This window comes from Bradyrhizobium sp. WBOS07 (assembly GCF_024585165.1).
Lineage (GTDB): Bacteria > Pseudomonadota > Alphaproteobacteria > Rhizobiales > Xanthobacteraceae > Bradyrhizobium > Bradyrhizobium japonicum_B.
The window spans coordinates 176852-203313 of the sequence record NZ_CP029008.1; the positions used below are offsets into that span (position 1 = coordinate 176852).

The following is a 26462-nucleotide window of genomic DNA, read 5'->3' on the forward strand; positions in this document are numbered from 1 at the left end:
ACGAACGGAGCAGCACGATGAGCACGGCGATCAAGTCGACCCGACCGGCAGCCATGCCGCTCCGTTTCGCGATTCCCATCGGCGGCGTTGCCGGGACGAGCTTCAAGCCGGAGCATCTACCTGATATCCTCGAGGCAGGACCTCGGCGTGGCTTCTTCGAAGTCCACGCCGAGAACTACATGGGCGATGGCGGCCCACCGCATCGCGCGCTGGAGGCGATCCGCCGCGACCATCCGCTGTCCCTGCATGGCGTCTGCATGTCGATCGGCGGGCCACGGCCGCTCGACAATGCGCATCTGGCGCGCTTCCGCAGCCTGGTCGCGCGCTATCAGCCGGCGCTGGTGTCCGAGCATCTGGCGTGGTCGACGCATGAGGCCAGCTTCTTCAACGATCTGTTGCCGCTGCCCTACACCGAAGCGACGCTGGCTTGCGTCTGCGACCACATCGACCAGGTGCAGGAGGCGATCCGCCGCCCGCTGCTGCTGGAAAACCCGTCGACCTACATCGCCTTCCGCGAATCCTCGATGCGCGAGACCGAGTTCATTCGCGCAATTGCAGAGCGCACCGGCTGCGGGCTGCTGCTCGACGTCAACAACGTGTTCGTCTCCGCCACCAATCACGGCACTTCGGCGCTCGACTATCTCGCGGATTTCCCGCTGTCGCACGTCCAGGAAATTCATCTTGCGGGCCATGCCGAGCAGGCCGACGACGAAGGCGATCTGCTGTTGATCGACAGCCACGACGGACCGGTCGCGGATGCCGTCTGGAAACTCTACGAGATCGTGATCCAGCGCCGCGGCGCGGTGCCGACGCTGATCGAATGGGACAGCAAGATTCCGGACTGGCCGGTGCTGCAGGCGGAAGCCGCTGCCGCCCAGGCGATCCTCGACCGTCATCAGTCCGCCGCGATGGCAGGAGAGCGTCATGCGGCCTGAAGCCGGCTTGTCCTTTGCTGCTGCGTTCGCGCCGGCGCTGCTGGATCCTGCACGCAGCACGCCTGAAATCGTGACCGGCCCGAACGGCAAGGCCGCCGGCCGGCGCTACGACGTCTACCGCAACAACGTTACCGTCAGCCTGATCGAAGCGCTGGCCGCGGTCTATCCGGCGGTGCAGCGCATCACCGGGGCCGACTTCTTCCGCGCCATGGCGCGCTTCCATGTCCGCAGCCATCCGCCGGCCTCGCCGCTGCTGTTCGAGTATGGCCGCGAATTTCCCGGGTTCATCGAAGCCTATGAGCATGCGCAGGATATGCCCTGGCTCGCCGATGTCGCCCGCATCGAACGGGCCTGGCTCGATGCCTATCATGCCGGCGACGCCGCACCGCTGTCCCCGGCCCGGCTGTCCGCGATCGACCCGGAACGTCTGGCGGACGCCGTCTTCATCCCGCACCCGGCGATGCGGATCGTTCGTTCGCCATACGCCGCGGTGACGATTTTCGCCGCCAATCGTGGCAGCGCTCCCCCCGCGCGCATCGATGCGTCCAGGCCGGAGGACGCGCTGATCACACGGCCCGAATTCGAGGTCGCGGTGCGGCACCTTCCACCCGCCGGCGCCGTCTTTGCCGCCTGCCTCGCATCCGGCCAACCGCTCGGCGAAGCTGCCGCGGCGGCCCTGGAGGCATCGCCCGACTTCGACCTTGCCTCGAACATCGCCGGCCTGATCGAGGCCGGCGCCTTCACCTCGCTTGCTGCTGGAGACGCACCATGATCACGGACCAACGCATGGCAACCGGCGGCGGCCTGCCGTCGCCCTGGCTGCTCGTCGACAAGGCCAACCAGCTGGTGCAGGCGATCGCCGTCCCCTCGCTCGTCCTGCTCGTGCTGCGCCTCGCGCTGGCGGTGCCGTTCTGGCGCTCGGGGATGCTCAAATGGGACGGCTTCCTCAGGCTGAATGACACCGCCGTGACGCTGTTCAGCGATGAGTTCATGCTGCACCTACCGGGCGGGACTTACCACTTTCCGGCGCCGACCCTGATGGCATTCCTGTCGGGCTGCGGCGAGATCATGTTTCCGATCCTGCTTGTGCTCGGGCTCGGCACGCGGTTCGCAGGGCTTGGGCTGCTGTTCATGACAATCATCGTCGAGCTCACGGTGCCCGACGGCTGGCCGATCCACCTCACCTGGGCCGCCATGGCGCTCGCGCTGATGGCCTACGGACCCGGAAACATCTCGCTCGATCACCTCATCTGCCGCATTCGTAGCCCGGATGGAGCGCAGCGCAATCCGGGGCAACTCGCGCGGTGAAGCACCGGTCCCGGATTACGCTTGCGCTCCATCCGGGCTACTGAGTCACATCCCGCTCAGGCCGCTATCCACCGCGAGCGTTTGCGCGGTGACATAGACGCTTTCGTCGGACAGGAAGAACAGCACGGCATAGGCGACCTCCCACGCCGTGGCCTGGCGGCCGAACGGAATGTGGCCCTTGCCGCGATTGGGGCGGCCGGCGCCGGCTTCGCGGCCGTTCGGGGTGTCGACGAGGCCGGGATAGACCAGATTGGCGCGAATGCCGCGGCGCGCGCCGAGATGGGCGATGTTGCGCATCAGGCCGCCGAGCGCGGCTTTCGACGAATCATAGACCGCCATTTGCGATCCGGCCTTCAGCGCGGCGATCGAGGAGATGAAGACGATGGCGCCGCCATCGTCGAATTTCGGCAAGCCGGCGCGGCAGCACAGCATGGGGCCGCGAACATTGACGTCGTAGATCCTGTTCCACTCTTCCGGGCTGACGTTATCGAGGCCGGTCTTGCCGAACGTGCCGATGTTCAGCACCATGCCGTCGAGGCCGCCCATGGCGCGATGCGCCTCTTCGATCATGCGGATGACATCGGTCTCACGCGTGACGTCGGCGGCAATGGCGAAGGCCTCGCCGCCTTCGTCGGTGATGCGCTCGACGGTCTGCTGCGCGGAGGCGTGGTTGAGATCGGCGACCGCGACCTTCGCGCCCTCGCGGGCGCAGAGGATGCTCATGGCGCGGCCGTTGCCGATCGGATCTGTGGCCGCATCGAACACGCGCTGGCCGCCGCCGACGATGAGGATATGGCGGCCTTTCAGTCGCCCCCTGCCCGGCGCTTCGCCCAGCGATTCCGCGCTCGGCGGACGGACAAAGCGCTCCGGCTTGCTCTCGGTCTCCGCCATCCCCAGCCGCCCTATTTCTTGCCGCCGTCATAGACCGCCATGCCGGCGGCGGGATCGAGATCGGTTTCGGTCGCTTCAGTCAGGCGCGCCATCATCATGTAGAAGCCGAGCGCGACGATGGACTCCACGATCTCCTGGTCGCTGAACTGTTGTCGCGCGGCGGCAAAGATCGCCTCGGGCACGCGGACGTTCTCGACGACTTCACGTCCGAACTTCAGCAAGGCGCGCTCCGCCTCATTCAGCGCGGCAGCATCGTAGTCGCCGCGCTCCACCGCATCGACCTGGGCCTGCGTGCAGCCGACGCCGAGCGCGATCGGCACGTGCTGGCGCCATTCGTAGGCGCCGCCCTCGAGCTGGGCGGCCTGGAGGATCAGAAGCTCGCGGTTGATGGACGAGAGCTTCTGCTTGTGCAGGATCGAATTGCCGAGCCGCATCGCCGGAATCATGTTGGCCTCGGCATGGGCCATCATGCGGAAGATGTTGAGCTTGACCGGCATGCGGTCGAACGAAGCGCGGATGTCGCCGCGCGTCGTCTCAGGATCAATCAGAGGCAGCCTTGCCACGGTTCTCTCCCTTGGGCTTTCGCTTCTTGTTGTCGGCGCCGGTCCCTGCCGCGATCAGCGACAGGAAGAATTCGAGATAGCGGTCGATCGCCTCGAGCACCTTCGCCCGCGGCGAAGGGGCTGCGCCCATCACGTAATGCTCGAGACGGATGTAGATCAGGCCCGCCGCGAACAGCCGCGCGGTCTCGCGCGGATCCGGCGTCGACACCAGGCCGGCCAGCGCGAAGCCGCGAAAATAGGCCGTCATCAGGCTCTCTTCGCGCGCATAGAAGTGATCGGCGAACTTGGCGCGGATGCCGGGGACGCGGTTGCGCTCGGCGGTGATGACCTTCTGGAACTGGTGCTCGCGCGGGTCCGACCATTGCTCGACCAGGTCGAGCGCGAACTGGCGGCAGAACGCGGCAGGCTGGCGCGCGAGCTGCTTGTAGCGCGGCTCCTCCAGCCGGCTCGCGGAGCTGGCCGGGCCATGCTCGCTGACGATCGCTTCGAGGATCGCCGCCTTGCCGGGGAAATGATTGTAGAGGCTGCTCTCGCGGATGCCGACGCGACGCGCGAGCTCGCGCATCGAAGCGCCGCCATAGCCGCTCTGCGCGAACAGGTTGAGCGCTTCGGTGAGGATGCGCTCGCGCGTCGTGGGCGCGGCCGCATCCGCCGCGCTGGAGGTGTGGACAGCCATAATGCTTGACTAACGAACGCTCGTTCGCTAGTCAACCGTACGAACGATCGTTCGTTTTCCATTCAGCGATCACCGGCACGACGCAGCAAGCGCCGTGCACGATCGGGACATTCAACTCCGCTCGATAAGCGGAGAGCAATTGGGGGAAGAAAGCCATGGCAAGCCACGCTCGCCTTTTGCCCACACAATCAACCGCAGCGCTTCGCATCGTCGCATCATTGCTGCTGATCTTGTCTGCGGCGCCGTCCGCCCGCGCCGAGGATCCGGCCGTCTACCCCACCCACAAGATCAAGATGCTGCTGCCCTATGCGGCCGGCGGCGGCGGCGACGTGGTCGGCCGGCTGCTTGCGGACAGGATGGGCAAGACGCTGGGTCAGAGCATTTATATCGAGAACCACACGGGCGCGGCCGGCACGCTCGGCACGCAGATGGTCGCGACATCTGCAAACGACGGCTACACCATCACCGTCGGCGGCATGACCACGCATGTGCTGGCGCCGGCGATCTATCCGAAGCTGCCCTACGATCCGATCAAGGATTTCACCACCATCGGCCGCGTCGGCACCTCCTCGATCATGCTGGTCGCGACCAGGAATTTTGCCGCCAACGACATCAAGGGCCTGGTCGCGCTGGCCAAGAAGGGCGAGCCGGTCCAGTACGGCAGCTGGGGCGTTGGCTCGACCGGGCAGTTCTGTGCCGAAATCCTGATGCAGCAGACCGGCATCAAGATGGATCACGTTCCGTTCAACGGCATCGCGAAGCTGGCCGGCGACCTGCTCGGGGGCCACATCTCGCTGGCGACGCTCGACGTCGCGACCGCGACGCCGCTGGTGAAGGACGGCTCGATCAAGGCGCTGGCCGCCTGCGGCGAGCGCTCGCCGAGCCTGCCTGACGTCGCCAGCTACAAGGAACAGGGCGTGCCGTTCGACCGCAACCTGTCCTGGGCGATGTATGCGCCCGCAGGCCTTGCTCCGCCGATCGCAGGGAAATTGTCGGCGGCGCTGAAGGAGGCGCTCGGCGATGATGTTGTGAAGGGGAAGCTGCTTGCGCTCGGCATCACGCCGCAATTCGTGCCCGGCGAGGAGCAGCGCGACATCAACGCCCGCGACATCGCAGCCTGGAAGCAGGTCGCCAAGGACGCCGGCATCGAGGTCAAGTGAACAGGTTGAGACTGGGAGCGCGGACATGAGCCGCATCTTCGGCGCGGTGCGCCAGAACGGATATGTGGTGCGGGACATCCACGCCACGATGAAGCACTGGATCGAGGTGATGGGCGTCGGTCCCTGGTACTACATGGACCGCGTCAAGACCGACTGGTTCCGCCATCGCGGCCAGGACTCTGCCGTCGAGATGAGCATTGCGCTGGCCAATTCCGGCGACCTCCAGATCGAGCTGATCCAGCAGCGCAACGACGCGCCCTCGCTGTACAAGGAGTTCCTGGACGCCGGCCACGAAGGGCTCCAGCACATGTCGTACTGGAGCCAGGACTACCAGGCGCTCTACGACAGGGCACTCGGGCTTGGCTACAGGATCGGCCATGAGGGCCAGATCGGCGGCGAGCGCGGACGCTTTGCCTATTTCGACACCCAGGCCCATCCCGGCACGGTGATCGAGATCTCCGACATCAGCGGCACCAAGGGGCCGTTCTTCGAGAAGGTCCGGCAGGCCGCACTGAACTGGGACGGCACCCGGCCGATCCGCGAGGTCGGCGGCGCAAAATCGTAAGGCGCGATGACCTACTTCGCCGATGTTCGCTGAGAGCGCAACGCCGTGTTGAGCCGGTCTATTTCACATCCTTGCCGGCGCATCCATGGTAAGGTTGGACCTGACGTCCGAACCTTCAGCGAGGCAGGCATGTCCGACACTGACAAGGTTTTCGCCGGCTCCATCCCAAAGCTCTACGATGAGCATCTCGTCCCGATGATCTTCGCCGGTTACGCCGACGACATCGCAAGACGCGTCGCTGCGCTCTCGCCCTCCGCGCTGCTCGAGATCGCAGCCGGCACCGGCGCCGTGACGCGCGCCGTGGCGGCGGCTTTGCCGAGCGACGTCCGCTACGTTGCGACCGATCTCAACGAACCCATGCTCGCGGTCGCCGCACAGCGCCAGGCCGGCGATGATCGCATCTCCTGGCGCCAGGCGGATGCGTTGGCGCTTCCGTTCGGCGACGCCGAGTTCGACGTGGTCTGCTGCCAGTTCGGCGCCATGTTCTTTCCGGACCGAGTCAAGGGCTATTCGGAAGCAAAGCGCGTCCTGAAGCCGGGCGGCACGTTTCTCTTCAATGTCTGGGACCGCATCGAGGAGAACGTGTTCGCCGACGACGCAACGACCGCCCTGGGCAAGCTGTTTCCCGACGATCCGCCCCGCTTCATGATGCGGACACCGCACGGCTATTTCGACCAGGCGATCATACGGGCCGATCTCGCACGCGCCGGTTTCGACAACGTCTCGATCGAAACGCTGGCAGCCACCAGCCGCGCCCCGTCGCCCGACCTCGTGGCGTTCGCCTATTGCCAGGGGACGCCGCTGTGCGGCGAAATCGAGGCGAGAAGCGGCGGCGATCTTCAGGCCGCGACGGACGCTGTCGCCGCTGCGATCCGCGCGCGCCATGGCTTCGGACCGGTCGAAGCCAAGATCCAGGCCCTGGTGATCACGGCGCGGCCATAAGCCTGCGCCGCAGGCAAGCCCGGCTTTCCTACCAGAAGCCGCGCTGCATCGGCTGCGCCGGCTGATAATACTGATACTGGCTGCGGCGGCGCGGATTGCCTTGCTGGACGTAGGGATCGCGCTGCTGGAAGAAGAAGCCAAAGCCGTTGTCCCAGCCGTCGTCGCTCGCGATCATGGCAGGCGCAGTCGGCTTGCGGGTGATGAAGCCGCCCTGCGGCTCGTTGCTGAGCACCGCGACGAACTCGGTGCGGTAATTGGTCTCGCTGCTCAGCGGCTCGTCGGAGATGACGATCGAGGATCGCGGCAAGGCGGTCGGCCCGATGCGATCCCACACGTCCTGCGGGATGGTGATGCGGTCGAGGGCGTTGCGGGCCTCGTCGCCGTTCTCGATCGTGACCACGCTCCAGCGCAGGCCCGCATCGGTCTTCGCCATCGCCGTGAAGATGTGCGTGCCGATCGGCTGCTCGGGGTTGCGGATCGTGACGGGGACCTCGATGCTGGTGTCGAACACCTCGCCGCCGCCGTCGGGCGCCGGCTTGTGCGTGTTTCGCCGCACGTAGAGCTTCTGCGTGGCGCGGCTGATATAGACCGAGACCGGCTCGCTTGCGAGCTTTGCGTCGGTCGCGGCCTTGACGGCTTCAGCCTTTCTGGCCGCAGCGGCCTTGGCGGCCTCCTTCGTCGCGGCCACGGCATCGCGCTTCGGCTGCGCGGCGGCCTTGGCGGCATCGAGCTGCGTCGCCGCGTCGGCGGCCTTGGCTGCCGCCTTCTGCGTAAGCTCCTCGGCCTTGGCGCGGGCCTGATCGTTCCTGGCGTTCGCGAGCGTCTTGTCGGCGAAGGCGAGCTCGGCATCCGCGCGGGCCCTCTGCTGTTCCAGCTTGCGCAGCGCGGCGGGAAGCGAGGCAGCTTCCTTCGCGGCGACGGAAGCAGCCTTCTTAGCCTCGTCCGCAGCCCTTGTCGCCTCCTCCGCCTCGACGGCGAGCTTGTCGGCCTGGCGGGGCGCCGCCGCGATGGCCTCCGGCTTCGGCACGAACAGCGAGGGATGAGAGATCTCGGTCGGGACCGTGTCGTGCGGTGAGACGATCACGCGCATGCCGATATAGGTCTTGTCGAACACATTCTCGGCAAAGCCGAACGGCATCCGCACGCAGCCGTGCGAGGCGGCATAGCCGGGCAGCGGTCCACCATGCAGCGCAATCCCGTTCCAGGTGATGCGCTGCATATGCGGCATCCAGGCATCGTCATAGAGGCTCGAGCGATGCTCCCGGTTCTTCTCGAGGATGGCGAAGACGCCGGCCGGCGTCTCGCGTCCCGTGGTGCCGGTCGACACCGGCGCGCGCACGATCCAGCCGTCGGCATCGTAGAAAGTGACCTGCTGGCTCTTGATCGAGACGATCGCCATGATCGGGTCGCCGGCCTGGCGCGGCGCCACCGCCTCGGCCGCCTGGCGCGCCTGCTTGGCCGCGGTCGCCGGCGCAACCGTCGCAAGGACGGCCACCGCCGCCATCGTCACAATTCCGGGAAGGCCCCGACACCGCATGGCCCAGGTGGATCGCGCCGTGGTCAGTCGGTTGTTCATGCCATCCTCGGTCGAAAATGCCGGCCTGTGCCGATCATGTATCAGATTGCGATCATTGAATTAAGAAATCGCAGCCGGCTTACGTTCCGTCTGTGGCGATATTCGGCACGGCCCGGCAACAAATCCCTCATATACGATGGCCCGAGCCGGCGGAAGATCGGTTGCAGCCGGGGCTGGTCCGAAGCTGGCACCAGTCAGTGCGGCAGAATGTCCACTCTGCCCGCGAGCGAGGACGCCGCTCAGACGCCGAGAGCCTTGCGGTTGAAGCTCCGCAGGAACCGCAGCGACAGCGTCCGGACATTGGCGACGTTGAGGAGCCAGGCCGCGAGGGCGTAAGCCAGCCCGCCTGCCAGACTGACGATGATGAGCGCGATGAGGCCGGTGCCGCCGGCCTGAGAACGCGCAAGGAGGATGGCGGCGGCCATCGCCGCGGCCGAAACCGCGACCCCGGCGAGCCGGTTGAAATCGAATGGCACGGGATGGGCGCGATGCATCAGGGCGATTGCGACGAGCAAACCGATCGCCTCGGTCGCGAGCGTCGCCAGCGCCGCGCCGTAGATGCCGTAGCCGGCGACCAGCATCACCATCAGCACCACGCTGACGACCAGGGTGAGGAAGGACTGCGCCGCCAGCATGAAGGGCCGCTCGGCGAGCTGGAAGCTGATCTGCACGTAAAACTGATTGGCGATCCCGAACAAGCGGGCGAGCACCAGGGTCGGCAGCAGGGCCGACACGCCGGCGCGGAAGTCGACGCCGACGAGCGTGCCGGCAACCTGGTCCGCGGCAAGCGCGAGCCAGACCGCAACCGGCGTGACCACGACGAGCAGGAGCTCGAGGCTCTCGGTCAAGCGCTCCCGCGTCGCCTGCTTGTTGTTCTCGGACAAGGACCGGAACACCAGCGGCACCGTGGCAGCGGCAACGCTGGATGCGATCATGACCATGAACTGGCGCGGCAGGTCGGCCGCGACGCCGAAGATGCCGGCGGCATCCTTGCCGAGCAGATAGGCGACGATAAGCCGGTCGCAGGCCGAATAGACCGCGACCGACAATCCGGCCAGCGTCAGCGGCAGGCCGTAGCGCGCCAGCTGCATGAACTGGCTGGGCTGGAAGCGTGCGATCCTGGTGCGGTCGCCGACAAGGTTCAGGATGATCCCGGTCAGCGAGCCCAGGCCGAACGCGGCCAGCAGCCCCAATCCGCCCCAGCCGAGCCAGATAGCGAGCAGGCCGAACCCGACGCTCGACACGCTGCGCACGATCGAGATCGCGGCGAACCGGTAGGGGCGCAATTTGGCGCGTTCGAACTCCTGACCGACATCGACGGCATTGGCCATGATCGCGACGAACATGCTGGCCAGCAGCAGCTCGACGCTGACGTCGCTACGAGCCAGGAAGACCAAGGGGGTCGTGGCGCAGAGCACGGCCGCGGTGAGGGCGAAGGCGACCATCGCCGTGCCGCGAAAATCCACCTCCGCCGACATCGCCTGATAGCGCGACACCGACAGCTTGATCCAGGCGAAGAAGATCGCGCCCAAAATGCCGGCGAGGCTGATGCCGACGACATAGGCGCCGTATTCCGCAGGGCTGAGCAGCCGCGTATAGGCGGTGACGGCGAAGAAGCCCACCGCCGCGGGCAGGATGTAGGCGACGAGATAAATCGAGAAATGGCGGTTCAGCATGCGAGCACGGGACCGTGGCGGTCTTGCGAGTGTGGCGGCCGTTAATCAATGGGACCTTGGTGAGGCGAACGAACTGCGCCGCAACATCGCTCAAGATTGTCACATAAGTGCGCAGATCGGGCGGCAAATGAAGCCTAGAAGCCGCTTTCGCGCGTTAGCGTTAAATTTGGCCTTCCCGGAACGCCGAGGCGAGGTCATGCGCGGCGATGGCCGGCAAACCGCAGGGGTTAACCCAACACGGCAAAATCCCGGCGTCGCAGCTCCCCGCTTGGTACGATGCTGCGTTGGCTCGAAAAGGACCGCCGTGACCAGGCTCGACAGACGCGAATTCCTCCTCGGCAGCGCCGCAACCCTGGCGGCCGGAGCAACGGCATCCGCGGCCCCGGCGTCGAAGCTTGCGCAGCGCCGCCCCGGCTTTGGCGCGGCCGCCACGCTCTGGGACCTGCAGGCCGATCCCAGGCTCGGCGAAGCCATCAGCACCTATTGCACGCAGGTGGTGCCGGTGCTGGAGCTGAAATGGCCGATGCTGCGGCCGAACGCCCACACGTTCAACTTCGAGCGCGCCGACGCGATCCTGGATTTCGCGCGCGACAACGACCTGACGATGCGCGGCCACGCGCTCGCCTGGTATCACGACATTCCGGACTGGACCAAGCAGATCAAGGACACACGCGGCGTCGAGCGCGCCTATGTCGACCACATCGGCACCGTCGTCTCCTACTACAAGGACAAGCTGACGTCGTGGGATGTCGTCAACGAGCCGATCCCGGACAATCCCCGCAGTCCGAAGGACCGGCGCGACACGTTCTGGACCCAGCATCTGGGCCAGAGCTGGATTCCGCTGGCCTTCCGCACCGCCGCCGCGGCCGATCCATCGGTCAAGCTCGCAATCAACGAATACGACATCGAGTCGGCGAAGGACTCGTTCATCGCCAAGCGCGCCGCGTATCGCAATCTCATCATGGACCTGCTCGACCGGGGCGTGCCGCTGCACGCCGTGGGCCTGCAAGCGCATCTGCATGCCGAGCTCGAGATCGACACCCATGGCCTCGCCGAATTCGTCACCGAGCTGCGCTCGTGGGGACTGGATGTGCTCGTCACCGAGCTCGACGTTGACGACCAGAAGCTGGCGGGAAGTCCTGCGCAGCGCGACGCCATCGTCGCCAAGCGCGTCGACGATCTCCTCACCGCGATCTCGACCAGCGGCCCGGTGCGCTCGATCCTGACCTGGGGACTTTCGGATCGCTACAGCTGGATCAACGGCACCTTCGCCCGTGCCGACAAGCAGCCGAACCGCCCGCTGCCGCTCGACGGCGAGTTCAAGCCGAAGCCGTTCCTGGACGTGATCAGCAAGTTCACGAAAGACGCTTGAGGACGCAGGATCTCAGCGCGTCTTCGGCGCGACGAAGGCGGCCGCCTCGTCGATGTGATCAGGTGCAAGGCCCGGAGCCCGGCGATCGCGCGACGAGAGGCGGAACACCTCGCGGATGTCGTCGACCGAGGTCGAGGAATAGGACTGGATGCAGAGCGCGACCTGCTCGGGCGAAGCGGCGCGCATCATCGCTTCGATGGCGGGACGGTCGAGCGGGGTGTCGTCCCAATGCGAGACCGCGATGCTGTCTTCCGTGACCCGGTGTGTGGCCAGGTGCGCGGGCGAGCTCGCGACGAAATGGCCGTACATCAGATATTCCGAGAACTTCTTCTTCCGGCACAGCGCCAGGACCCAGTTCAGCCCCGTCGCAGATTTGATGGCGGCGGTCATCGCGCGCGCGGTGTCCTTGTCCCAGACCAGGGCATTGCCGACATAATCGTCAGCAGGAAACGAGCGGTCCTTGATGCCGAGGAGCTGATCGACGGTCCGCAGCCACAGCCCATGCAGCGGGTGGTCGGCGCCGATGTCCTTTGGCGTGACGAACAGCGGCGTCTTCTCGGCGCCGGCATATTGGCCAACGTCGAACTCGCGGAAGAACAGATTGTCCGAATCCAGAATGCAGACGCGCTGCTCGGGCGCGTTGAGAACGCCGGCGATCTTCAGGATCTGCTGGATGTGCCAGCCGTGCACCGGCGACGACAGCAGCGACAGCCAGACCCGCCGCTTGCTGATGAACTGAAGCGCCGGCGGCAGGGCGAACAGCCATTTCGGCAGGTAGCGCGAGGCCGGAACGATGACCCGCTTGTCCGAGGCGAAGCGCGCAAACAGCGGCACGTCCTCATCGTTAACGAGAACATAATGCCGCGTGTATCCCGTCAGCCAGGTGTCGATGCTCTCGCTGAGCAGCGAAAAGCGTTCAATATCCTTGGCGTAGCTGGCAGTCAGCAGGGCAACGGAATGCATGGAGCGCGCTCAAATGGCCATCAGGCCGCACTCATAGCCGCCTGACGAGACCAGAGAAACTCACGATTCGAATCAAGGTAAAGCGAAACAAGCAGAGGATCGAACTGAAGCGGATTGAGCGTTCGTCGCTCGCGGCGGCGCGTGCCCGGGACAAGCCCGGGCATGACGACCGACCCGACGAGGTGAAGAGACCTCACCTCGCCTCTTCGAACCCGGCCAGCACCGAGGTCAGGTTCGCACCCAGAATATCCGAGAGATAACCGCCCTCCTGGACGAACACGGTCGGCAGGCCCATCCTGGCGATGGCATGGCCGATGCGGCGGAAGCCCGGCGTGGTGACGGCCAGTCCCCTCAGCGGATCGTGTTCGGAGGCATCGAGACCGAGCGCGATGACGAGCGCGCCGGGGGCGAAGGATTCGATCGCCTTGCGTGCGACCTCCATCGCCTGCATGTAGCCGTCATCGCCGGTGCCGATCGGAAGCGGGATGTTGAGATTGGTGCCGAGGCCCGGACCTTCGCCCCGCTCGTGCGCATAGCCCCACACATAGGGATAATACGCGATGGGATCGGCGTGGATCGACACCGTGTAGACGTCCGGCCGCGCGTAGAAAATGCCCTGCGTGCCGTTGCCGTGATGGACGTCGACGTCGAGGATGACGACGCGCTCGTGCTTCTGCCGCAGATGGGCCGCGGCAATCGCGCTGTTGTTGAGAAAGCAGAAGCCGCCGGCCATGTCGCGATAGGCGTGGTGACCGGGCGGACGGCACAGCGCATAGACCGCGTCCTCGCCGTCCATCACCATCTGCGCGGCGGTGACCGCCACGTCGGTGGCGGCACAGGCCGCGGCCCAGGTGCCCGGACCGATCGGCGCCGCGGTGTCGGCGGTGTGCCAACCGAGCTTGCCGACGATATGGGTCGGATAGGTCGCCGCATGCCGCACCGGGTGGATGTTGCCAATCATCTCCGGGCCGGAATCGCCGAGCGCGGTCCAGGCGTCCCAAGCTTCGCTCAGGAACGACAGATATTCCGGGCTGTGAATGCGCGCGCGAGGCCCCTGCCCGAAAGTGGTCGGCTCGACCAGCTGATGCTTGCCGTCCTGCAACCCCTTGAGCAGGCGGTCGGCGCGCTCCGGTTGCTCGGTGGTGCGCTTGACGACGCCGCGAACCAGGAAGAATTGCGGATCGTGGCTGCGGTGCAGTTCGGTGTGGACGGCTTTCACTCAAACACTCCGTGGTCGCTTTGAAGATGCCACAGATGTCTTGATCGCTGCGGCCGCAGGATGCAAGCAAGAAGAATGCCGCAACCTGTCGCGTGAAGCTGATCGTTGCAACGAGCGAGGTGCACTCCCTCTCCCGCAAGCGGGAGAGGGTTGGGGAGAGGGTGTTGCCGCAATGGGACAATCCCCGAGAGGAGAGAGCCCTCACCCGCGCCTACGGCGCGACCTCTCCCGCCAGCGGGAGAGGTGAACCACCCGCGGCGACCGTTTCAACCCAAAGCCATTGCTCTAGCAGCGCCCGCGCTGCAGGCAGTGCTCGCGGCCTTCCTGGTCGGTGCGGAAGGACTCGATGAAGCCGCCCTGACGCTGGGTGACGAAGACGGTCTTGCCGTCGCCGCCACCGAAGGCGATGTTGGTCGGCTCCTTGGCCTTGAGTGCGATCTCGCGCTCGACCGCGCCATTGGGCTTCAGCAGCGCGACCGTGCCCTTGAGGATGCGCGCGACATAGAGACGGCCGGCAATGTCGGTACGCAAGCCGTCGACGGTGTCGGGCTGGAATGTCTTGATCAGCTTTGCCGCCGTCAGCTCGGTGCCGTTGATGGCATAGGACCAGATCTGGCCGTTGCTGGATTCGCCGACATAGAGCGTCTTGCCGTCGGGGCTGAGATCGATGCCGTTGGTGGTGCCCATCGCCCGCGGTGACGTCATCGGCTGTCCCTGCACCGTGCCGTCGGCGGCTTTCGCGATCCGCCAGATGTGACCTTCCCTGCCCTTCCAATTCGGATCGCTCGCATAGATGGTGCCGTCGCGGGCGATCGTGATGTCGTTGGGCTGGTTCATCTCGTCGGAGTGAAACCAGATGGCCGGCGCGGTCGTCCCCTTCGGGATCGCAAAGATGTTGTGCTTCTTGTAGTCGGCGATGAACATGGTGCCGCTGCGATCGAAGCGGATGGCGTTGCCGATGCTGCCCTCGGGCAGCGCCGCGAACGGCTCCGACGCCGCACCGCCCGCAGGCAGCCTGCCGATGGTGCCGGGCTTGCCGAGATTGACCACGAACAGATTGCCATCGAGGTCCGCCGCGGGGCCCTCGATGCCGAAGGTGTATTCGCCGGCGGGCGTCACCTGCGCGCTTTCGAACAGCTTCGTCTCCGCTTGCGCGGAGGCCGCCGCAACCGCGAACAGGACGCTACTGCACAGGCACCAGAAACTCCTGCCGGATGTAATAGCCATCGCCGTCGGTGCACTCGCCGTTCAGGTAAGGGTCGGCCGGCCGGAAGAATCGGCTGAAGCCAAGTTTGTCTACAGCGCTGCTTTGTGTCACGACAACGACCTTCCCAGCCGGTATTTCGCCGCATTCCTTGCCGGTCTTGCCAAAGAACTTGCGCTGCGGCGGGCCGGGCTTGATCCGCATCCGCGTGCCCGGAACCATCTTCGCAACAAGCAGGTCCATGGTGTCGAGCAGGCGCGCATAGCCGGGTTCGGTCTTCGGCAGGTTCTCGCCGCCCGGCGGCATCAGCTTCTCCGCGCCGATGCCGCGCAGGCGTGTGCGCAGCCTGCCGGAAGCGGGGTCGCCCGGATAGATCCAGCCGTCCTGCGCGAGCATGAAGCGGAGCACAGCGCCGTCCTTCTCCGCCTCCGATTGTCCCGGCTTCAAGCCGAAGTCCGAATGACAGCCGACGCAATGCCGCTCGACAAGGCCTTTGCGCAGCGTAGTCAGCCGCGCGCTGTTCTGCGCGTCTCGAGCGACGAAGGCCGCAAGCTGGTCGATCATCGCCTCGCTGCGCGTGTCGCACGGCAGCGGTGGCGGCGGATCGCCCGCGGCACGGTCGATGCGGATCACGCTGCGGTTCTTGTCCTCGACCAGCCAGATCGCGCCGTCCTCTGCGACCGTCATGCCGACCGGCGCGCCTTGCGGCCGCGCCCCGTTGACGCGGTGCCAGCCCGCGATCAGTTCGTCGAACGGCGCGGCGGCGACGTCGCCGGCCTCGGTCTGGAAGCTGCGCGTTGGCTCGGCCGCACAACTGACGTGATAGCGCACCGGTGCCGGGCTTGGCCTGGGGAAACCGCGGTCGTCGACGTCGTAGACGAGAACGCGGCTGCCGGTCGGGCGATAGCCGTGCAGGCCGACCAGCAGCTTGCCCTCCAGCTCCGGGAATTTGGCGCCGCGATAATACAGCATCGCGAGCGGCGCACCGTGCGGCGGCAGCAGCGTAAACGGCGGCTTGTAGAGCGCGCCTGCCGTGCAAAACGATTTGTAGGGTCCGGATTGCAGCACGCTTCTGAATTCGGGACTCGGCGTCGACAGGTCGTAGCAATAGGGCCAGCCATAATGCCCGCCCTGCACAATCGCGTTGATCTCCTCGTTCGGCTTGAAGATGTCGGGCAGGTCGCGGCTGTTCTCGCCCTGCAGGAAGGCGTAGCCGGCATCAGGGAAATTCGGATGCAGCGCCAGCGCCATCGAGTTGCGCAGGCCGCGCGCATAGACGGTGTGCGGCGGATCGGGATCGCCGGGGTTCAGCGCGGGGAAGACGCCGCCCGCGGGCGGCGCGAACAACCAGATCGAGGCCAGGGCGGCAGCGCCCCCGGCCGCAGCGCAAGGTTTTGTGATCGGAGCCGGCGTGATGCAGTCGTCGCTGTGCGAGCCGACATTGACGAACAGCCGCCCGTTCCTGTCGAAGACGAACTGCTTGAGCGGATGCGCGCTGTCCTCGAGCCTGGTGCCGCCGGGCAATTTGATCCGGCGGCCGGGCATGTGACGGATGATGGTTTCGACCGTGGCGCGCGGATCGTCCGCGAGCGGATCGAACCGGAAGATCGTTTCGGCGGTGGAGGCGTAGAGCTTCTTGTCCGGACCGATCGCGAGGCCGAACGGATATTCGATTCCCCCGAGAAGCTCCTTGAGCCGCCCGCCCTGCGGCGCGCGCGGATCGAGCAGCAGCAGCCGTCCGTCGCTGTGGCCCCAGCCGCCCATGTCGGCCACCACGAACAGCTCGCGGCCCGGAACCTGGACGATCGACCGCGGAAACTTGAGGCGATCCTCCTCGCTGGCGACGAGTCCGGCGCAAAATCCAGCCATCATGTCGATCTGGATGCTGGGGAAAGCGAGATCGCCGTTGCCGCAAGTGTCCGCGCCAATCGCATAGCCGCTGCGGCGGACCGGCTCCGATGACGCCACCGAAATGAGCCCGAGCACGACAGCAAGCGCCCATGCACATGCGCGCAGCCTCCCATATGTGAAATAGCTCACGGCGGCCTCCCAGACTTCCCGCGAAAATCTGTTCCATGACGCGGAAACGCAGTCCAGCCGAACCATCACTCGCCTGTGATTAAACCTGTAACGATCTTCGTGACGACCAATCTCCGTAGATTCCCTCACCGGAATCGACCCGAATGTTTCGCGAAGGCTTCAGGTGGTATCGCTTTGCCATCCTAGTTGCTCCGCCAGGAGGCGCATATGGTCCAGGTCTATTTTCACTGCTCCAATACCGAGGGCACGCTGATCGACCGCTACGGCACCGCCGTCTCCAATCTCACCGAGGCGCGCGACCGTGCCTCTCAGATCATGCGGTCGATGATCCTGACGCCGAGCAACGAGGATTGGCGCGACTGGGTGATCCATGTCAGCGACGACGACGGCGAGGAGATTTTCGATCTCCCCTTCACCGCCATGCTCGGCAAGCCGCATTGAGGTGATGTCATGTTGATCGCCTCCCTGAGCCTGCTTCGCCACCCCCTGAGCTTCGTCGCCGCCAAATGGCAGACGCTGGTCAGGGTCGCCGGCGACCCCTACCGCCCCGAGCTCCACTATATGCGCGGGCCCGGCCCGAAATGGCGCGCCAAATATCAGGCCAGCCGGCTGAACCGCAGGCTGTGAGCCTGGGTTCAGAGCAATCCCGCTAACGGTCTCTCCATCGTCATGCCCGGGCTCGTCCCGGGCATCCACGTCTTAGCCACCACGAAAGAACGTGGATGGCCGGGACGAGCCCGGCCATGACGTTTGGGGGGACAAGCGTGCTCCTGCCCTACCTCCCCGTGAACCTCGCCTTGCGCTTTTCGACGAAGGCATTGCGGCCTTCGATCGCATCCGCGCTCTTGCGGATGGTGGCCTGGAGCTCGATCTCGCGGCGGAATTGCGCCTCGTAGGTCGCATGCTCGCTCTCCTCGACCAGCAGGCGGGTTGCGACCAAAGCGCGCGTCGGGCCCTCGGCGAGCCGGCGCGCCAAAGCAAGCGCCTCGTCCATCAGCTTCGCGTCGTCGACGACCTGCCGCACCAGGCCGATCTCCTGGGCACGCTCTGCCGTCAGCGGCTCGTTCAGCAGCATCAGCTCGAGCGCGCGCTGCCGGCCGATCAACCGCGGCAGCAGCCAGGTCGAGCCGAGATCGGGCACCAGCGCGATGCGGCTGAACACCTGGATGAAGCTTGCCGACCGCGCCGCGACGATGATGTCGCCGGCCATGGCGAGGCTGAAGCCGCCGCCGGCCGCCACCCCGTTCACGGCGACGACGACGGGCACGCGGCACTCGCGCAAAGCCTTGAAGGTCGGCCAGTAGAAACGCATGACGCCGGCCGCGATATCTTCGCCCAGCGCCTCCGAAGCCTTCAGGTTCTGTCCCGAGCAGAAGCCGCGTCCCGCGCCGGTCAGGATCAGGGCTCGAATAGTCTCGTCCTGCGACATCTCGCCGATGGCGGCGGCGAGCGCGCCGAGCAAATCCGGCGTCATCGCATTCAGGCTCGCCGGCTCGTCGAGCGTCAGGATTCCGACCGCGCCATCCCGCGCCCGTTTCACACCAGCCATGTCGCGCCTCCCTTTGGATGTTCTCGTTGGCCGCAATGTGCCATTGTCCGCGAGCTTCGCCAATCGCGGAGCAAGTCAGCGCAGCGAAGCCAGCATAGAACAACAAGACGACATCATGCCTCATCAGTTCAGCCTCAACCAAACCGTCCGCAAACCCGCCGTCACGTCCAAGGGCGGCATCGTCGCCTCGCAATCGCGGCGGGCGGCCGAAGTCGGGGCGCAGGTGCTGGCGGCGGGCGGCGACTGCGTCGACGCGGTCGTGGCCACGACCATGGCGCTGAACGTGCTCGAGCCCTGGAACAGCGGCATCGGCGGCGGTGGTGCGATGGTGCTCTTCCGCGCCAAGGAAAATCGCTACGAGGTGATCGATTACGGCATGTGCGCGCCGCAGAGCCTGCGCGTCGCCGACTATCCGCTCAGCGGCGAAGGCGCTGCGTCCGATCTCTTCCCCTGGCCGCGGGTGAAGGACGATCGCAACATCCACGGTCCCGGTTCGATCGCGGTGCCTGGCGTCGTCGCCGGGATGGAGGAGGCACATCGCCGCTACGCCAAGATGCCGTGGAAGGATCTGGTCGCGCCGGCAGCCAGGCTCGCCGGCGAAGGCCTGCTGGTCGATTGGTGGACCACGGTGACGATCTCGGGCTCGGCCGCCGATCTCAGGCGCTATCCCGCCAGCGCGGCCGCATTCCTGAAGGACGGCCTGCCGCCGAGCGCGCCATGGGGCATCAAGGCCGAGACGCGGCTGCCGCAGGACACGCTGAAAGCGACGCTGTCGCATCTCGCCGAGGCCGGGCCGCGCGACTTCTACCACGGCGATCTCGCCCGGAGCATTGCCTCCGACGTCAAGGCCGACGGCGGTTCGCTGTCGGTCGAGGACCTCGCCGCCTTCCGTGCGCATGTGCGCGAGCCGCTGGCGATCCCGTATCGCGGCGGCAAGGTGTATGCGACGCCCGAGCTCACGGCCGGGCCCACCATGGCGCACGCGCTGCGCCTGTTGCAGCTGAGCCTGACGCCGGCAGGCGCGCCGGACGCGGCCGCCTATGCCGAATATGCAATCGCTCTGCAGGCGGCCTTCCGCGAGCGGCTCAAGGACATGGGCGATGCCGACGGCAAACGCTCGCTCGGCGCCGAATATCTGGCGCCGGCCTGCACCACGCATTTCTCCGTGGTCGACCGCCACGGCAACATCGCCGCGGTGACGCAGACGCTGCTCTCGTCCTTTGGCTCGCGATATGTGACGCCGCACACCGGCATCGCCATGAACAACGGCATCATGTGGTTCGATCCGACGCCCGGCACCACCAACTCGCTCGCGCCCGGCCAGCGCTGCCTCTGCAACTATACGCCCGTCATCGCCGAGACCGGGGACGGCAAGCGCCTCGCGGTCGGCGCATCCGGCGGCCGCCGCATCCTGCCGTCGGTGCTGCAGCTCGTCTCGTTCGCGATGGATTACGGCATGGACCTCGATGCCGCGATCCATCAGCCGCGCATCGACGCCAGCGAAGGCGCGGTGGTGATCGGCGATGCTCGTCTGCCGGAGGACGTGCGCAAGACCCTGGCCGCGCGCTTCGACTATGAAGAGACCCGCGTGCAGACGCTACCGCAGAAATTCGCCTGCCCGAGCGTGGTGATGCGCGAGGGCGACACGAATTTCGGCGCGGTCGAGATCTTCCAGCCCTGGGCCGACGCGGTCGCGGAAGCCTGAGCGCGAGGGATCGCCGCGCGCTTCTGCCAGCGCGCGTTGAGTTCTCGTGCGATTACGCATCCGGGCGAGCATCATCACTCCTCCACATTCGCGGGGAACTTAGCTGCGTACGGTTCGTTCGCTCAACGGACAAATGCGCTCATCCCTGTGGAGGACATGATGAAGAAACTTGCGCTCGCCGCGTCGCTGATCATCGCGGCCGGCTTTACATTGACAGGCCCTGCACTGGCCAAGGGCGGTCATGGCGGCGGTCATGGCCATGGTCACGGCCATAAGATGGGCCATCATCACCATGGCAAGTCGTTCGGATGGTACCAAGGTCGCAAGGTCGGCTGGCGCGGTCACAGCTGCCCGCCCGGCCTGTGGAAGCAGGGCCGCTGCTGAAGCCCAATCTGCCAATTGCGTAAGGCGTCGCTCCTCACCGGGCGGCGCCTTTTTCAGATGCCGAGCCGGTCCCGCACCCGGCCTGCGATCACAGCGGTCGTTACTCCGACTGGCCAGAACGCGTGCATCGGAATCGGCTTGATGCCCGTGATCGGCATGTCGATCTCCGCCTTTGCGCCGCCGATCAGCCGGCGCGCGAGCTGCGCGCCCATCGCGGTCGCGAGCGCAACGCCGCGGCCGTTGCAGCCGAGCGAGATCAGGACGCTCTCGGCCGGCTCATGCACATGGGGATAGTGATCCGCGGTGATGGCGAGCCGGCTGTTCCAGCCGTGGGTCCAGGCAACGCCCTTGAGCTGCGGCCATAGCCGCTCCGCATACCGCATGAGATAGGCGACATCGTACGGCGACTTGATCCAGCGCATCGGGCCGCGGCCACCCATCAGGAGACGATTGTCCTGATCGATGCGGTAATAGACCGTGATGTGGCCGCTCTCGTAGAGCACCGGACGCGTCGGCATGATCGAGCGCGCCACCGCATCGGAGAGCGGTGCGGTGGCGGCGATCGAGGAGAACACCGGCACGATGGTGCGGCGAAGCGCCGGCCAGAGATCCCCAGTGAAACCGTTGGTGGCGAGCAGAACCTTGTCGGCATGCACGATTGCCCGCGGCGTCTCGATGCGCCAACGGCTGCCCTCGCGGCGCAGCGACAGCGCCGGCGTCTCGCCATGCACCTTCGCGCCGGCCGAGATCGCGGCGCGCGCGAGGCCGCGGGCGTAGCTCAGCGGATGCAGATCGCCGCCGCGCGTGTCCAGCATGGCGCCGATGTAGCGGTCGGTGCCGGTCATCGCGCGGAGCTGCTCGCGGTTCAGATAGGTCACCGGCATGCCGCGGCGGATGCATTGCTGCGCGGTCTTCTCGATCGCGGCGGCGCTCGCCTCGTTGTACGCCGCGCGCAGCGTGCCGTTCTGCCGGGCCTCGCACGGGATCTGGTAACGGCGGATCAGATCATGGGTGAAGTTGGTGGTGCCGTAGGCGAACTCGATCATGCGGCGGCCGACCTCTGCGCCGAAATCCGCCTCGATCTGATCGGGATCGTGCTTCAAGCCGGGGTTGGTGTGGCCGCCATTGTTGCCGGAGGCGCCCCAACCCGGCTCCTGCGCCTCCAGCACCAGGGCCTCGACGCCCTGCTCGGCCAGGTGCAGCGCGGTCGAAAGCCCGGTGTAGCCGCCACCGATAATCGCAATCGAGACATTCTTGTCGACGTCGAGCGGCGGCGTTGCCACCGGCGCGACGGCGGTGTCGGCATAGAGCGAGGGCGGCAAGGGCAGGCGCGACATGGCGAAAGACCGGTCAGAGCGGATGCAGCACGCGGCGGAGAAAATCCTGCGTGCGCGGATGCTGGGGTTGATTGAGGACGGTCTTGGCCGCCCCTTGCTCGACGATGATTCCGCCGTCGATGAACAGCACGCGGTCGGCGACGTCGCGGGCAAAGCCCATCTCGTGGGTGACGACGACCATGGTCATGCCGTCGTCGGCGAGCTTGCGCATCACGCCGAGGACGTCACCGACCAGTTCGGGGTCGAGCGCCGAGGTCGGCTCGTCGAACAGGATGGCCTTGGGCTGCATCGCGAGTGCCCGCGCGATCGCGACGCGCTGCTGCTGGCCGCCGGAGAGCTGCGGCGGATGCGCATCGGCTTTCTCGGCAAGGCCGACCTGGGCGAGCAGCGCGCGGCCGCGCTCCAGCGCCTGGGCCCGCGGCTCCTTCTTCACGAACAGCGGTCCCTCGATCACGTTCTCCAGCGCTGTGCGATGCGGGAACAGGTTGAAGCGCTGGAACACCATCGAGACCTGGGTGCGGATGTTCACGATCGACGGCGCCTCGCGGTCGACCTTGAGGCCCTCGATGCTGATGTCGCCGCGATCGTAGCTTTCCAGCCCGTTGATGCAGCGCAGGATGGTGGACTTGCCGGAGCCGGAGGGGCCGACGATGCAGACCACCTCGCCCTTCTCGACGGAGGCCGTGATGCCCTTGAGCACCTCGACCTTGCCGAAGCTCTTGTGGACGTCGTTCAGCTCGATCATCGCTTGCCGGCCCGCTTTTCGAAGTGACGGACCAGGAGGATCAGCGGAATGCTCATGGTGAGATACATCAGCGCCACCAGCGTGAACACGCTGGTGTTCTTGAAGGTTGAGGACGCGATCAGCTTGCCCTGCAGCGCGAGCTCCGCGACCGTGATGGTGGAGGCCTGCGAGGAATCCTTCAGCATCATGATCATGACGTTGCCGTAGGGCGGCAGCACGATGCGCACGGCCTGCGGCAGCACCACGCGGCGCATGGTGAGCCACCAGCCCATGCCGATCGACTGCGCCGCCTCGATCTGGCCCTTGTCGATCGCCTCGATGCCGGCGCGGAAGTTTTCCGCCTGATAGGCCGAATAGGCGATGCCGAGCCCGAGGATCGCGGCCTGCAAGGCAGACAACGTGACGCCGAGCTCGGGCATCACGAAGTAGAGATAGAACAACAGCACGATGATCGGGATGCCGCGGATCACGTTGATCAGGCTGGCGCTGAGCATCGACAGCGCCTTGATGCCGGAGACCCGCATCATCGCCCAGACGAGACCGAGCACCGTCGAGAGCAGCAGCGAGCCGATCGTGACGAGGATCGTCAGCGCGACACCGCTCATCAGGATCGGGAAGAACTCGGCGGCGTCGTGCCAGAACCCTTTCATCGCGCAGCCTTCATCGATCCGTCGCTAGTGATCAGCACCTCTTGATCAACCCTGGGCCTTCAGGCCCCATTTATCCAGGATCTTCTCGATGGTGCCGTTGGCCTTCAGCTTCGCCAGCGAGGCGTTGATCTTGCCGAGCAGCGCAGCTTCGCCCTTGCGCACGCCGATGCCGACCGAGCCGACCGTGACCGGCTTGTAGCCGTCGACCAGGCGCACCTCGGGGAAGCCGCCCTGCTTCAGATTGTAGGCGAGGATCGGATAATCGGCATAGCCGGCCTTGAGGCGGCCGGTGTTCACATCGCGCAGGATGTCGGGAATGGTGTCGTAGGCCTTCACCTCGGCGAACAGACCGGTCTTCTTCAATGCGTCGACGAAGGCGGTGCCGACCTGGGCACCGACCGTCGCGCCTTTCAGATCGTCCTGGGTGGCGTAGGCCTTGGTGTCGGTCTTCGGCACCACGAGGCCTTCGCCGTAGCTGTAGATCGGGTCGGAGAAGTCGACGACCTCCTTGCGCGGCGGCGTGATGAACATCGCGGCGGCAATGATGTCGATCTTGCTCGAGGTCAGCGACGGGATCAGCGCCGAAAACTGCATCGGCTCGATCTGCACGTTGAAGCCGGCATCCTTGCCGACCTCGGTGATGAGATCGACCATGATACCCTGGATGGTGTTGGTCTTGGTGTCGAGGAAGGTGAAGGGAACGCCCGTCGGCGTCGAGCCGACCTTCAGCACCTGTTGCGCCGAAGCCGGCACGACAGTGGCAAGTGCGAGTGCCGCGACCGCGGCCAGACCAAAACGCTTCATCGCATCCCCCTTTGGGCCCGGCCGGCGGCGGCGCTTCGCGCATGTCGTGATCAGACGTTGCGGGCCGCGCCGTTTCGGCCTATTTTCACCAATATGAAAATTTGGTCACACTTTCGCTGACGATGCAAGCGGTTTTCATGCACATGAAGGAAGCGGTTTGACGTGAGCGGTGGCACAAGAATGCGCAAACCGGCCGCAAAGCCGGCGAAGCGGGCGAAGTCCAAGGCCGTGACCAAACCGGCGGAGCCCGCGATGGACGTCGCGGTCGGCCGCCGCATCCGGGATCTCAGGCGCGTCAGGCAATTCTCGCTGGAGAGCGTCGCGGCGCGCACCGAGCTGTCGATCGGCTTCCTCAGCCAGATCGAGCGCGGCCTGTCCTCGCCCTCGCTGCGCGTGCTGGCGACGCTCGCCGACGTGCTCGGCGTCGGCATCGCCGCATTGTTCGGCGCCAGCCCGAGCGCCGACGGCGGATCCGACCAGGTGGTGACGCGCGGGCAGCAGCGCCCGGAGCTGAAGCTGTGGCGTACCGGCGTGTCCAAGCAGCTGCTGAGCCCGGCGAGCGCCGACAGCAAGCTCAACCTGTTCCTGGTGCATCTGGAGCCCGGCGGCTCCACCGGCGACGAGCTCTACACCCATGACGGCGAGGAAGCCGGGCTCGTGCTCGAAGGCGAGATGCTGCTGACGGTGGACAGCGAGACCTGGTCGCTGAAGCGAGGCGACAGCTTTCGCTTCGCCAGCCGCCGGCCGCACCGGTTCTCCAATCCGGCGAATGATGCGAACGCCGTGGTGCTGTGGGTGAATTGCGTGACGGGGGCGTAGTCGGTTGCTGTCATTCCGGGGCGCCGAAGGCGAACCCGGAATGACAGCGTCAATCATCCGAACCGGTGCTTGTACCGCTCGACCGACAACGCACTGACGTCGATGTCCGGCTTCTTGCCCGACAGCATGTCGGCGAGCACGCGGCCCGAGCCGCAGGACATGGTCCAGCCGAGCGTGCCGTGGCCGGTGTTGAGGTGGAGATTGGCGTAATGCGTCCGGCCGATCACGGGCGGGCCGTCCGGCGTCATCGGGCGCAGGCCGCTCCAGAATGTCGCCTTGGTGAGATCGCCGCCGCGCGGGAACAGGTCGGTCAGCGAATGATCGAGCGTGGCACGGCGCGCATCGTAGAGCTTGTCCGAATAGCCGGAGATTTCCGCGGTGCCGCCGACGCGGATGCGATCGCCCAATCGCGTGATCGCGACCTTGTAGCTTTCGTCCATCACGGTCGATTCCGGTGCGCCGGAGGCGTCCTTGATCGGCACCGTGATCGAATAGCCCTTCACCGGATAGACCGGCAGCGAGATGCCGAGCGGCGCGACCAGCCGCGACGACCAGCTGCCGAGCGCGAGCACGTAGGCGTCGGCCTGCAACATCCCGGCGCCGGTCGCAACGCCGCTGACGCGCGCGCCCTCGGTGACGATACGATCGATCGAGGTGTTGAACAGGAAGCGCACGCCGAGCGCTTCGGCATGTTTGGCCAGCGCCTGCGTGAACATGTGGCAGTCGCCGGTCTCGTCCTGCGGCAGGCGCAGCCCGCCGACGAACTTCTCCTTGACGCCGGCCAGCGCCGGCTCGACCGCGATGCAGCCCTCGCGGCTCAGCACCTCGAATGGCACGCCATATTGCTTGAGCACGGCGATGTCCTCGGCGGTGCCGTCGAGCTGGGCCTGGTAGCGGAACAGCTGCAGCGTGCCTTGCGCGCGCTCGTCATACTGGATGCCGATGTCGCGGCGCAGATCGCGCAAGGCGTCGCGGCTGTATTCGGCGATCGGAATCATCCGGCTCTTGTTGACCGCATAGCGTGCGCTGGTGCAGTTGCGCAGCATCTTGAGCAGCCAGACCCACATCACGGGATCGAGCTTCGGCCGGATCACCAGCGGGCCGTGCTTCATCAACAGCCACTTGACTGCCTTCACCGGCACGCCGGGGCCGGCCCAGGGCGAGGAATAGCCGGGCGACACCTCGCCGGCATTGGCGAAAGAGGTCTCCAGTGCCGGCTCGGGCTGACGGTCGACGACCGTCACCTCGTGGCCGGCACGTGCGAGGTAGTAGGCAGAGGTGACACCGATGACACCGCTGCCGAGGATCAGAACTTTCACGCTTGGTCAAACTCCCGCGGCATCACGCCCGCCGCTGCAAGGACACAACTCGCTAGCGGC

At 66.1% G+C, this 26462-nt stretch carries 27 protein-coding genes; 12 read left to right on the forward strand and 15 right to left on the reverse strand.

Annotated elements, in window-relative coordinates; all coding sequences use genetic code 11:
* Positions 1-17: 17 nt before the first annotated feature.
* Genes DCM79_RS00795 through DCM79_RS00805 form a run of 3 tightly spaced genes read left to right on the forward strand, consistent with a single transcriptional unit; the run spans position 18 to position 2243 of the window.
* Positions 18-935 carry a DUF692 domain-containing protein gene (locus DCM79_RS00795; protein WP_257178089.1) on the forward strand — a complete coding sequence of 306 codons (918 nt, stop codon included), beginning with the start codon at positions 18-20 and terminating at the stop codon, positions 933-935.
* A complete protein-coding gene (locus tag DCM79_RS00800; protein WP_257178090.1) occupies positions 925-1707 on the forward strand; it encodes a DNA-binding domain-containing protein in 783 nt (260 codons plus the stop codon). The genes DCM79_RS00795 and DCM79_RS00800 overlap by 11 nt, the downstream gene beginning before the upstream one ends.
* Positions 1704-2243: a DoxX family protein gene (locus tag DCM79_RS00805; RefSeq protein WP_257178091.1), complete on the forward strand. Its 540-nt coding sequence runs from the start codon at positions 1704-1706 to the stop codon at positions 2241-2243. The genes DCM79_RS00800 and DCM79_RS00805 overlap by 4 nt, the downstream gene beginning before the upstream one ends.
* Before the next feature lie 45 nt (positions 2244-2288).
* Here DCM79_RS00805 and DCM79_RS00810 read toward each other — a convergent pair whose 3' ends face one another.
* From DCM79_RS00810 to DCM79_RS00820, 3 genes are read right to left on the reverse strand one after another with little or no spacing between them, the layout of a single operon-like run.
* A complete protein-coding gene (locus tag DCM79_RS00810) occupies positions 2289-3134 on the reverse strand; it encodes an SDR family NAD(P)-dependent oxidoreductase (RefSeq protein ID WP_257178092.1) in 846 nt (281 codons plus the stop codon).
* Positions 3135-3145: 11 nt separating this feature from the next.
* Positions 3146-3697, reverse strand: coding sequence for a carboxymuconolactone decarboxylase family protein (locus DCM79_RS00815; RefSeq protein WP_257178093.1), 552 nt, complete (start codon positions 3695-3697; stop codon positions 3146-3148).
* Positions 3675-4373, reverse strand: a complete 699-nt coding sequence (locus DCM79_RS00820) for a TetR/AcrR family transcriptional regulator (protein ID WP_257178094.1) — start codon at positions 4371-4373, stop codon at positions 3675-3677. Before DCM79_RS00820 ends, DCM79_RS00815 begins: the two co-directional genes overlap by 23 nt.
* 155 nt (positions 4374-4528) lie before the next feature.
* Between DCM79_RS00820 and DCM79_RS00825 the strand changes: the two genes are divergently transcribed.
* From DCM79_RS00825 to DCM79_RS00835, 3 genes are all read left to right on the forward strand, one after another.
* Positions 4529-5533 carry a tripartite tricarboxylate transporter substrate binding protein gene (locus DCM79_RS00825; protein WP_257178095.1) on the forward strand — a complete coding sequence of 335 codons (1005 nt, stop codon included), beginning with the start codon at positions 4529-4531 and terminating at the stop codon, positions 5531-5533.
* A 25-nt stretch (positions 5534-5558) separates the two neighbouring features.
* Positions 5559-6098 (forward strand): VOC family protein, encoded by a 540-nt coding sequence (locus DCM79_RS00830; protein WP_257178096.1) that lies wholly within the window; start codon positions 5559-5561, stop codon positions 6096-6098.
* 129 nt (positions 6099-6227) lie between these two features.
* Positions 6228-7040, forward strand: a complete 813-nt coding sequence (locus tag DCM79_RS00835; RefSeq protein ID WP_257178097.1) for a class I SAM-dependent methyltransferase — start codon at positions 6228-6230, stop codon at positions 7038-7040.
* A 28-nt stretch (positions 7041-7068) separates the two neighbouring features.
* Here the strand turns inward: DCM79_RS00835 and DCM79_RS00840 are convergent, their stop codons facing one another.
* Positions 7069-8616 (reverse strand): L,D-transpeptidase, encoded by a 1548-nt coding sequence (locus DCM79_RS00840; protein WP_257178098.1) that lies wholly within the window; start codon positions 8614-8616, stop codon positions 7069-7071.
* 239 nt (positions 8617-8855) lie between these two features.
* Entirely contained in the window at positions 8856-10292 is a 1437-nt protein-coding gene (locus DCM79_RS00845; RefSeq protein ID WP_257178099.1) for a lipopolysaccharide biosynthesis protein, read from the reverse strand.
* Between the two features lie 304 nt (positions 10293-10596).
* Here DCM79_RS00845 and DCM79_RS00850 point away from each other — a divergent pair, with 304 nt between their 5' ends.
* On the forward strand, positions 10597-11664 hold the full coding sequence (locus DCM79_RS00850) for an endo-1,4-beta-xylanase (RefSeq protein WP_257178100.1): 1068 nt from the start codon (positions 10597-10599) through the stop codon (positions 11662-11664).
* 12 nt (positions 11665-11676) lie between these two features.
* Here the strand turns inward: DCM79_RS00850 and DCM79_RS00855 are convergent, their stop codons facing one another.
* The 4 genes from DCM79_RS00855 to DCM79_RS00870 all read right to left on the reverse strand — a co-directional run bounded on the left by DCM79_RS00855 (position 11677) and on the right by DCM79_RS00870 (position 17090).
* Complete coding sequence (locus tag DCM79_RS00855; RefSeq protein ID WP_257178101.1) at positions 11677-12627, reverse strand: DUF6492 family protein; 951 nt, start codon at positions 12625-12627, stop codon at positions 11677-11679.
* Positions 12628-12820: 193 nt separating this feature from the next.
* Positions 12821-13846 (reverse strand): histone deacetylase family protein, encoded by a 1026-nt coding sequence (locus DCM79_RS00860; protein WP_257178102.1) that lies wholly within the window; start codon positions 13844-13846, stop codon positions 12821-12823.
* Positions 13847-14131: 285 nt separating this feature from the next.
* Complete coding sequence (locus DCM79_RS00865; protein ID WP_257178103.1) at positions 14132-15073, reverse strand: SMP-30/gluconolactonase/LRE family protein; 942 nt, start codon at positions 15071-15073, stop codon at positions 14132-14134.
* Positions 15030-17090 carry a sorbosone dehydrogenase family protein gene (locus tag DCM79_RS00870; protein ID WP_257178104.1) on the reverse strand — a complete coding sequence of 687 codons (2061 nt, stop codon included), beginning with the start codon at positions 17088-17090 and terminating at the stop codon, positions 15030-15032. Before DCM79_RS00870 ends, DCM79_RS00865 begins: the two co-directional genes overlap by 44 nt.
* 207 nt (positions 17091-17297) lie before the next feature.
* On the opposite strand from DCM79_RS00870, the gene DCM79_RS00875 reads away from it, so the two are divergent.
* Together DCM79_RS00875 and DCM79_RS00880 are read left to right on the forward strand one after the other, a co-directional pair.
* Positions 17298-17531, forward strand: coding sequence for a hypothetical protein (locus DCM79_RS00875; RefSeq protein ID WP_094895205.1), 234 nt, complete (start codon positions 17298-17300; stop codon positions 17529-17531).
* A 9-nt stretch (positions 17532-17540) separates the two neighbouring features.
* Positions 17541-17717, forward strand: a complete 177-nt coding sequence (locus DCM79_RS00880; RefSeq protein ID WP_257178105.1) for a hypothetical protein — start codon at positions 17541-17543, stop codon at positions 17715-17717.
* A 148-nt stretch (positions 17718-17865) separates the two neighbouring features.
* Here DCM79_RS00880 and DCM79_RS00885 read toward each other — a convergent pair whose 3' ends face one another.
* A complete protein-coding gene (locus DCM79_RS00885) occupies positions 17866-18639 on the reverse strand; it encodes an enoyl-CoA hydratase-related protein (protein WP_257178106.1) in 774 nt (257 codons plus the stop codon).
* 115 nt (positions 18640-18754) lie between these two features.
* Between DCM79_RS00885 and DCM79_RS00890 the strand changes: the two genes are divergently transcribed.
* Positions 18755-20344: a gamma-glutamyltransferase family protein gene (locus DCM79_RS00890; protein ID WP_257178107.1), complete on the forward strand. Its 1590-nt coding sequence runs from the start codon at positions 18755-18757 to the stop codon at positions 20342-20344.
* 156 nt (positions 20345-20500) lie between these two features.
* Positions 20501-20728, forward strand: a complete 228-nt coding sequence (locus DCM79_RS00895) for a hypothetical protein (protein WP_257178108.1) — start codon at positions 20501-20503, stop codon at positions 20726-20728.
* A gap of 53 nt (positions 20729-20781) precedes the next feature.
* Here the strand turns inward: DCM79_RS00895 and DCM79_RS00900 are convergent, their stop codons facing one another.
* The 4 genes from DCM79_RS00900 to DCM79_RS00915 are packed head-to-tail and all read right to left on the reverse strand — an operon-like array spanning position 20782 to position 24264.
* Positions 20782-22065 (reverse strand): FAD-binding oxidoreductase, encoded by a 1284-nt coding sequence (locus DCM79_RS00900; RefSeq protein ID WP_257178109.1) that lies wholly within the window; start codon positions 22063-22065, stop codon positions 20782-20784.
* Positions 22066-22078: 13 nt separating this feature from the next.
* Positions 22079-22810 (reverse strand): amino acid ABC transporter ATP-binding protein, encoded by a 732-nt coding sequence (locus DCM79_RS00905; protein WP_257178110.1) that lies wholly within the window; start codon positions 22808-22810, stop codon positions 22079-22081.
* A complete protein-coding gene (locus DCM79_RS00910; protein ID WP_257178111.1) occupies positions 22807-23460 on the reverse strand; it encodes an amino acid ABC transporter permease in 654 nt (217 codons plus the stop codon). The genes DCM79_RS00905 and DCM79_RS00910 overlap by 4 nt, the downstream gene beginning before the upstream one ends.
* A 45-nt stretch (positions 23461-23505) precedes the next feature.
* On the reverse strand, positions 23506-24264 hold the full coding sequence (locus DCM79_RS00915) for an ABC transporter substrate-binding protein (RefSeq protein ID WP_257178113.1): 759 nt from the start codon (positions 24262-24264) through the stop codon (positions 23506-23508).
* 180 nt (positions 24265-24444) lie between these two features.
* Here DCM79_RS00915 and DCM79_RS00920 point away from each other — a divergent pair, with 180 nt between their 5' ends.
* Complete coding sequence (locus tag DCM79_RS00920; protein ID WP_257178114.1) at positions 24445-25083, forward strand: helix-turn-helix domain-containing protein; 639 nt, start codon at positions 24445-24447, stop codon at positions 25081-25083.
* A 53-nt stretch (positions 25084-25136) separates the two neighbouring features.
* Here the strand turns inward: DCM79_RS00920 and DCM79_RS00925 are convergent, their stop codons facing one another.
* Positions 25137-26402, reverse strand: coding sequence for a D-amino acid dehydrogenase (locus DCM79_RS00925; protein WP_257178115.1), 1266 nt, complete (start codon positions 26400-26402; stop codon positions 25137-25139).
* Positions 26403-26462: the final 60 nt, after the last annotated feature.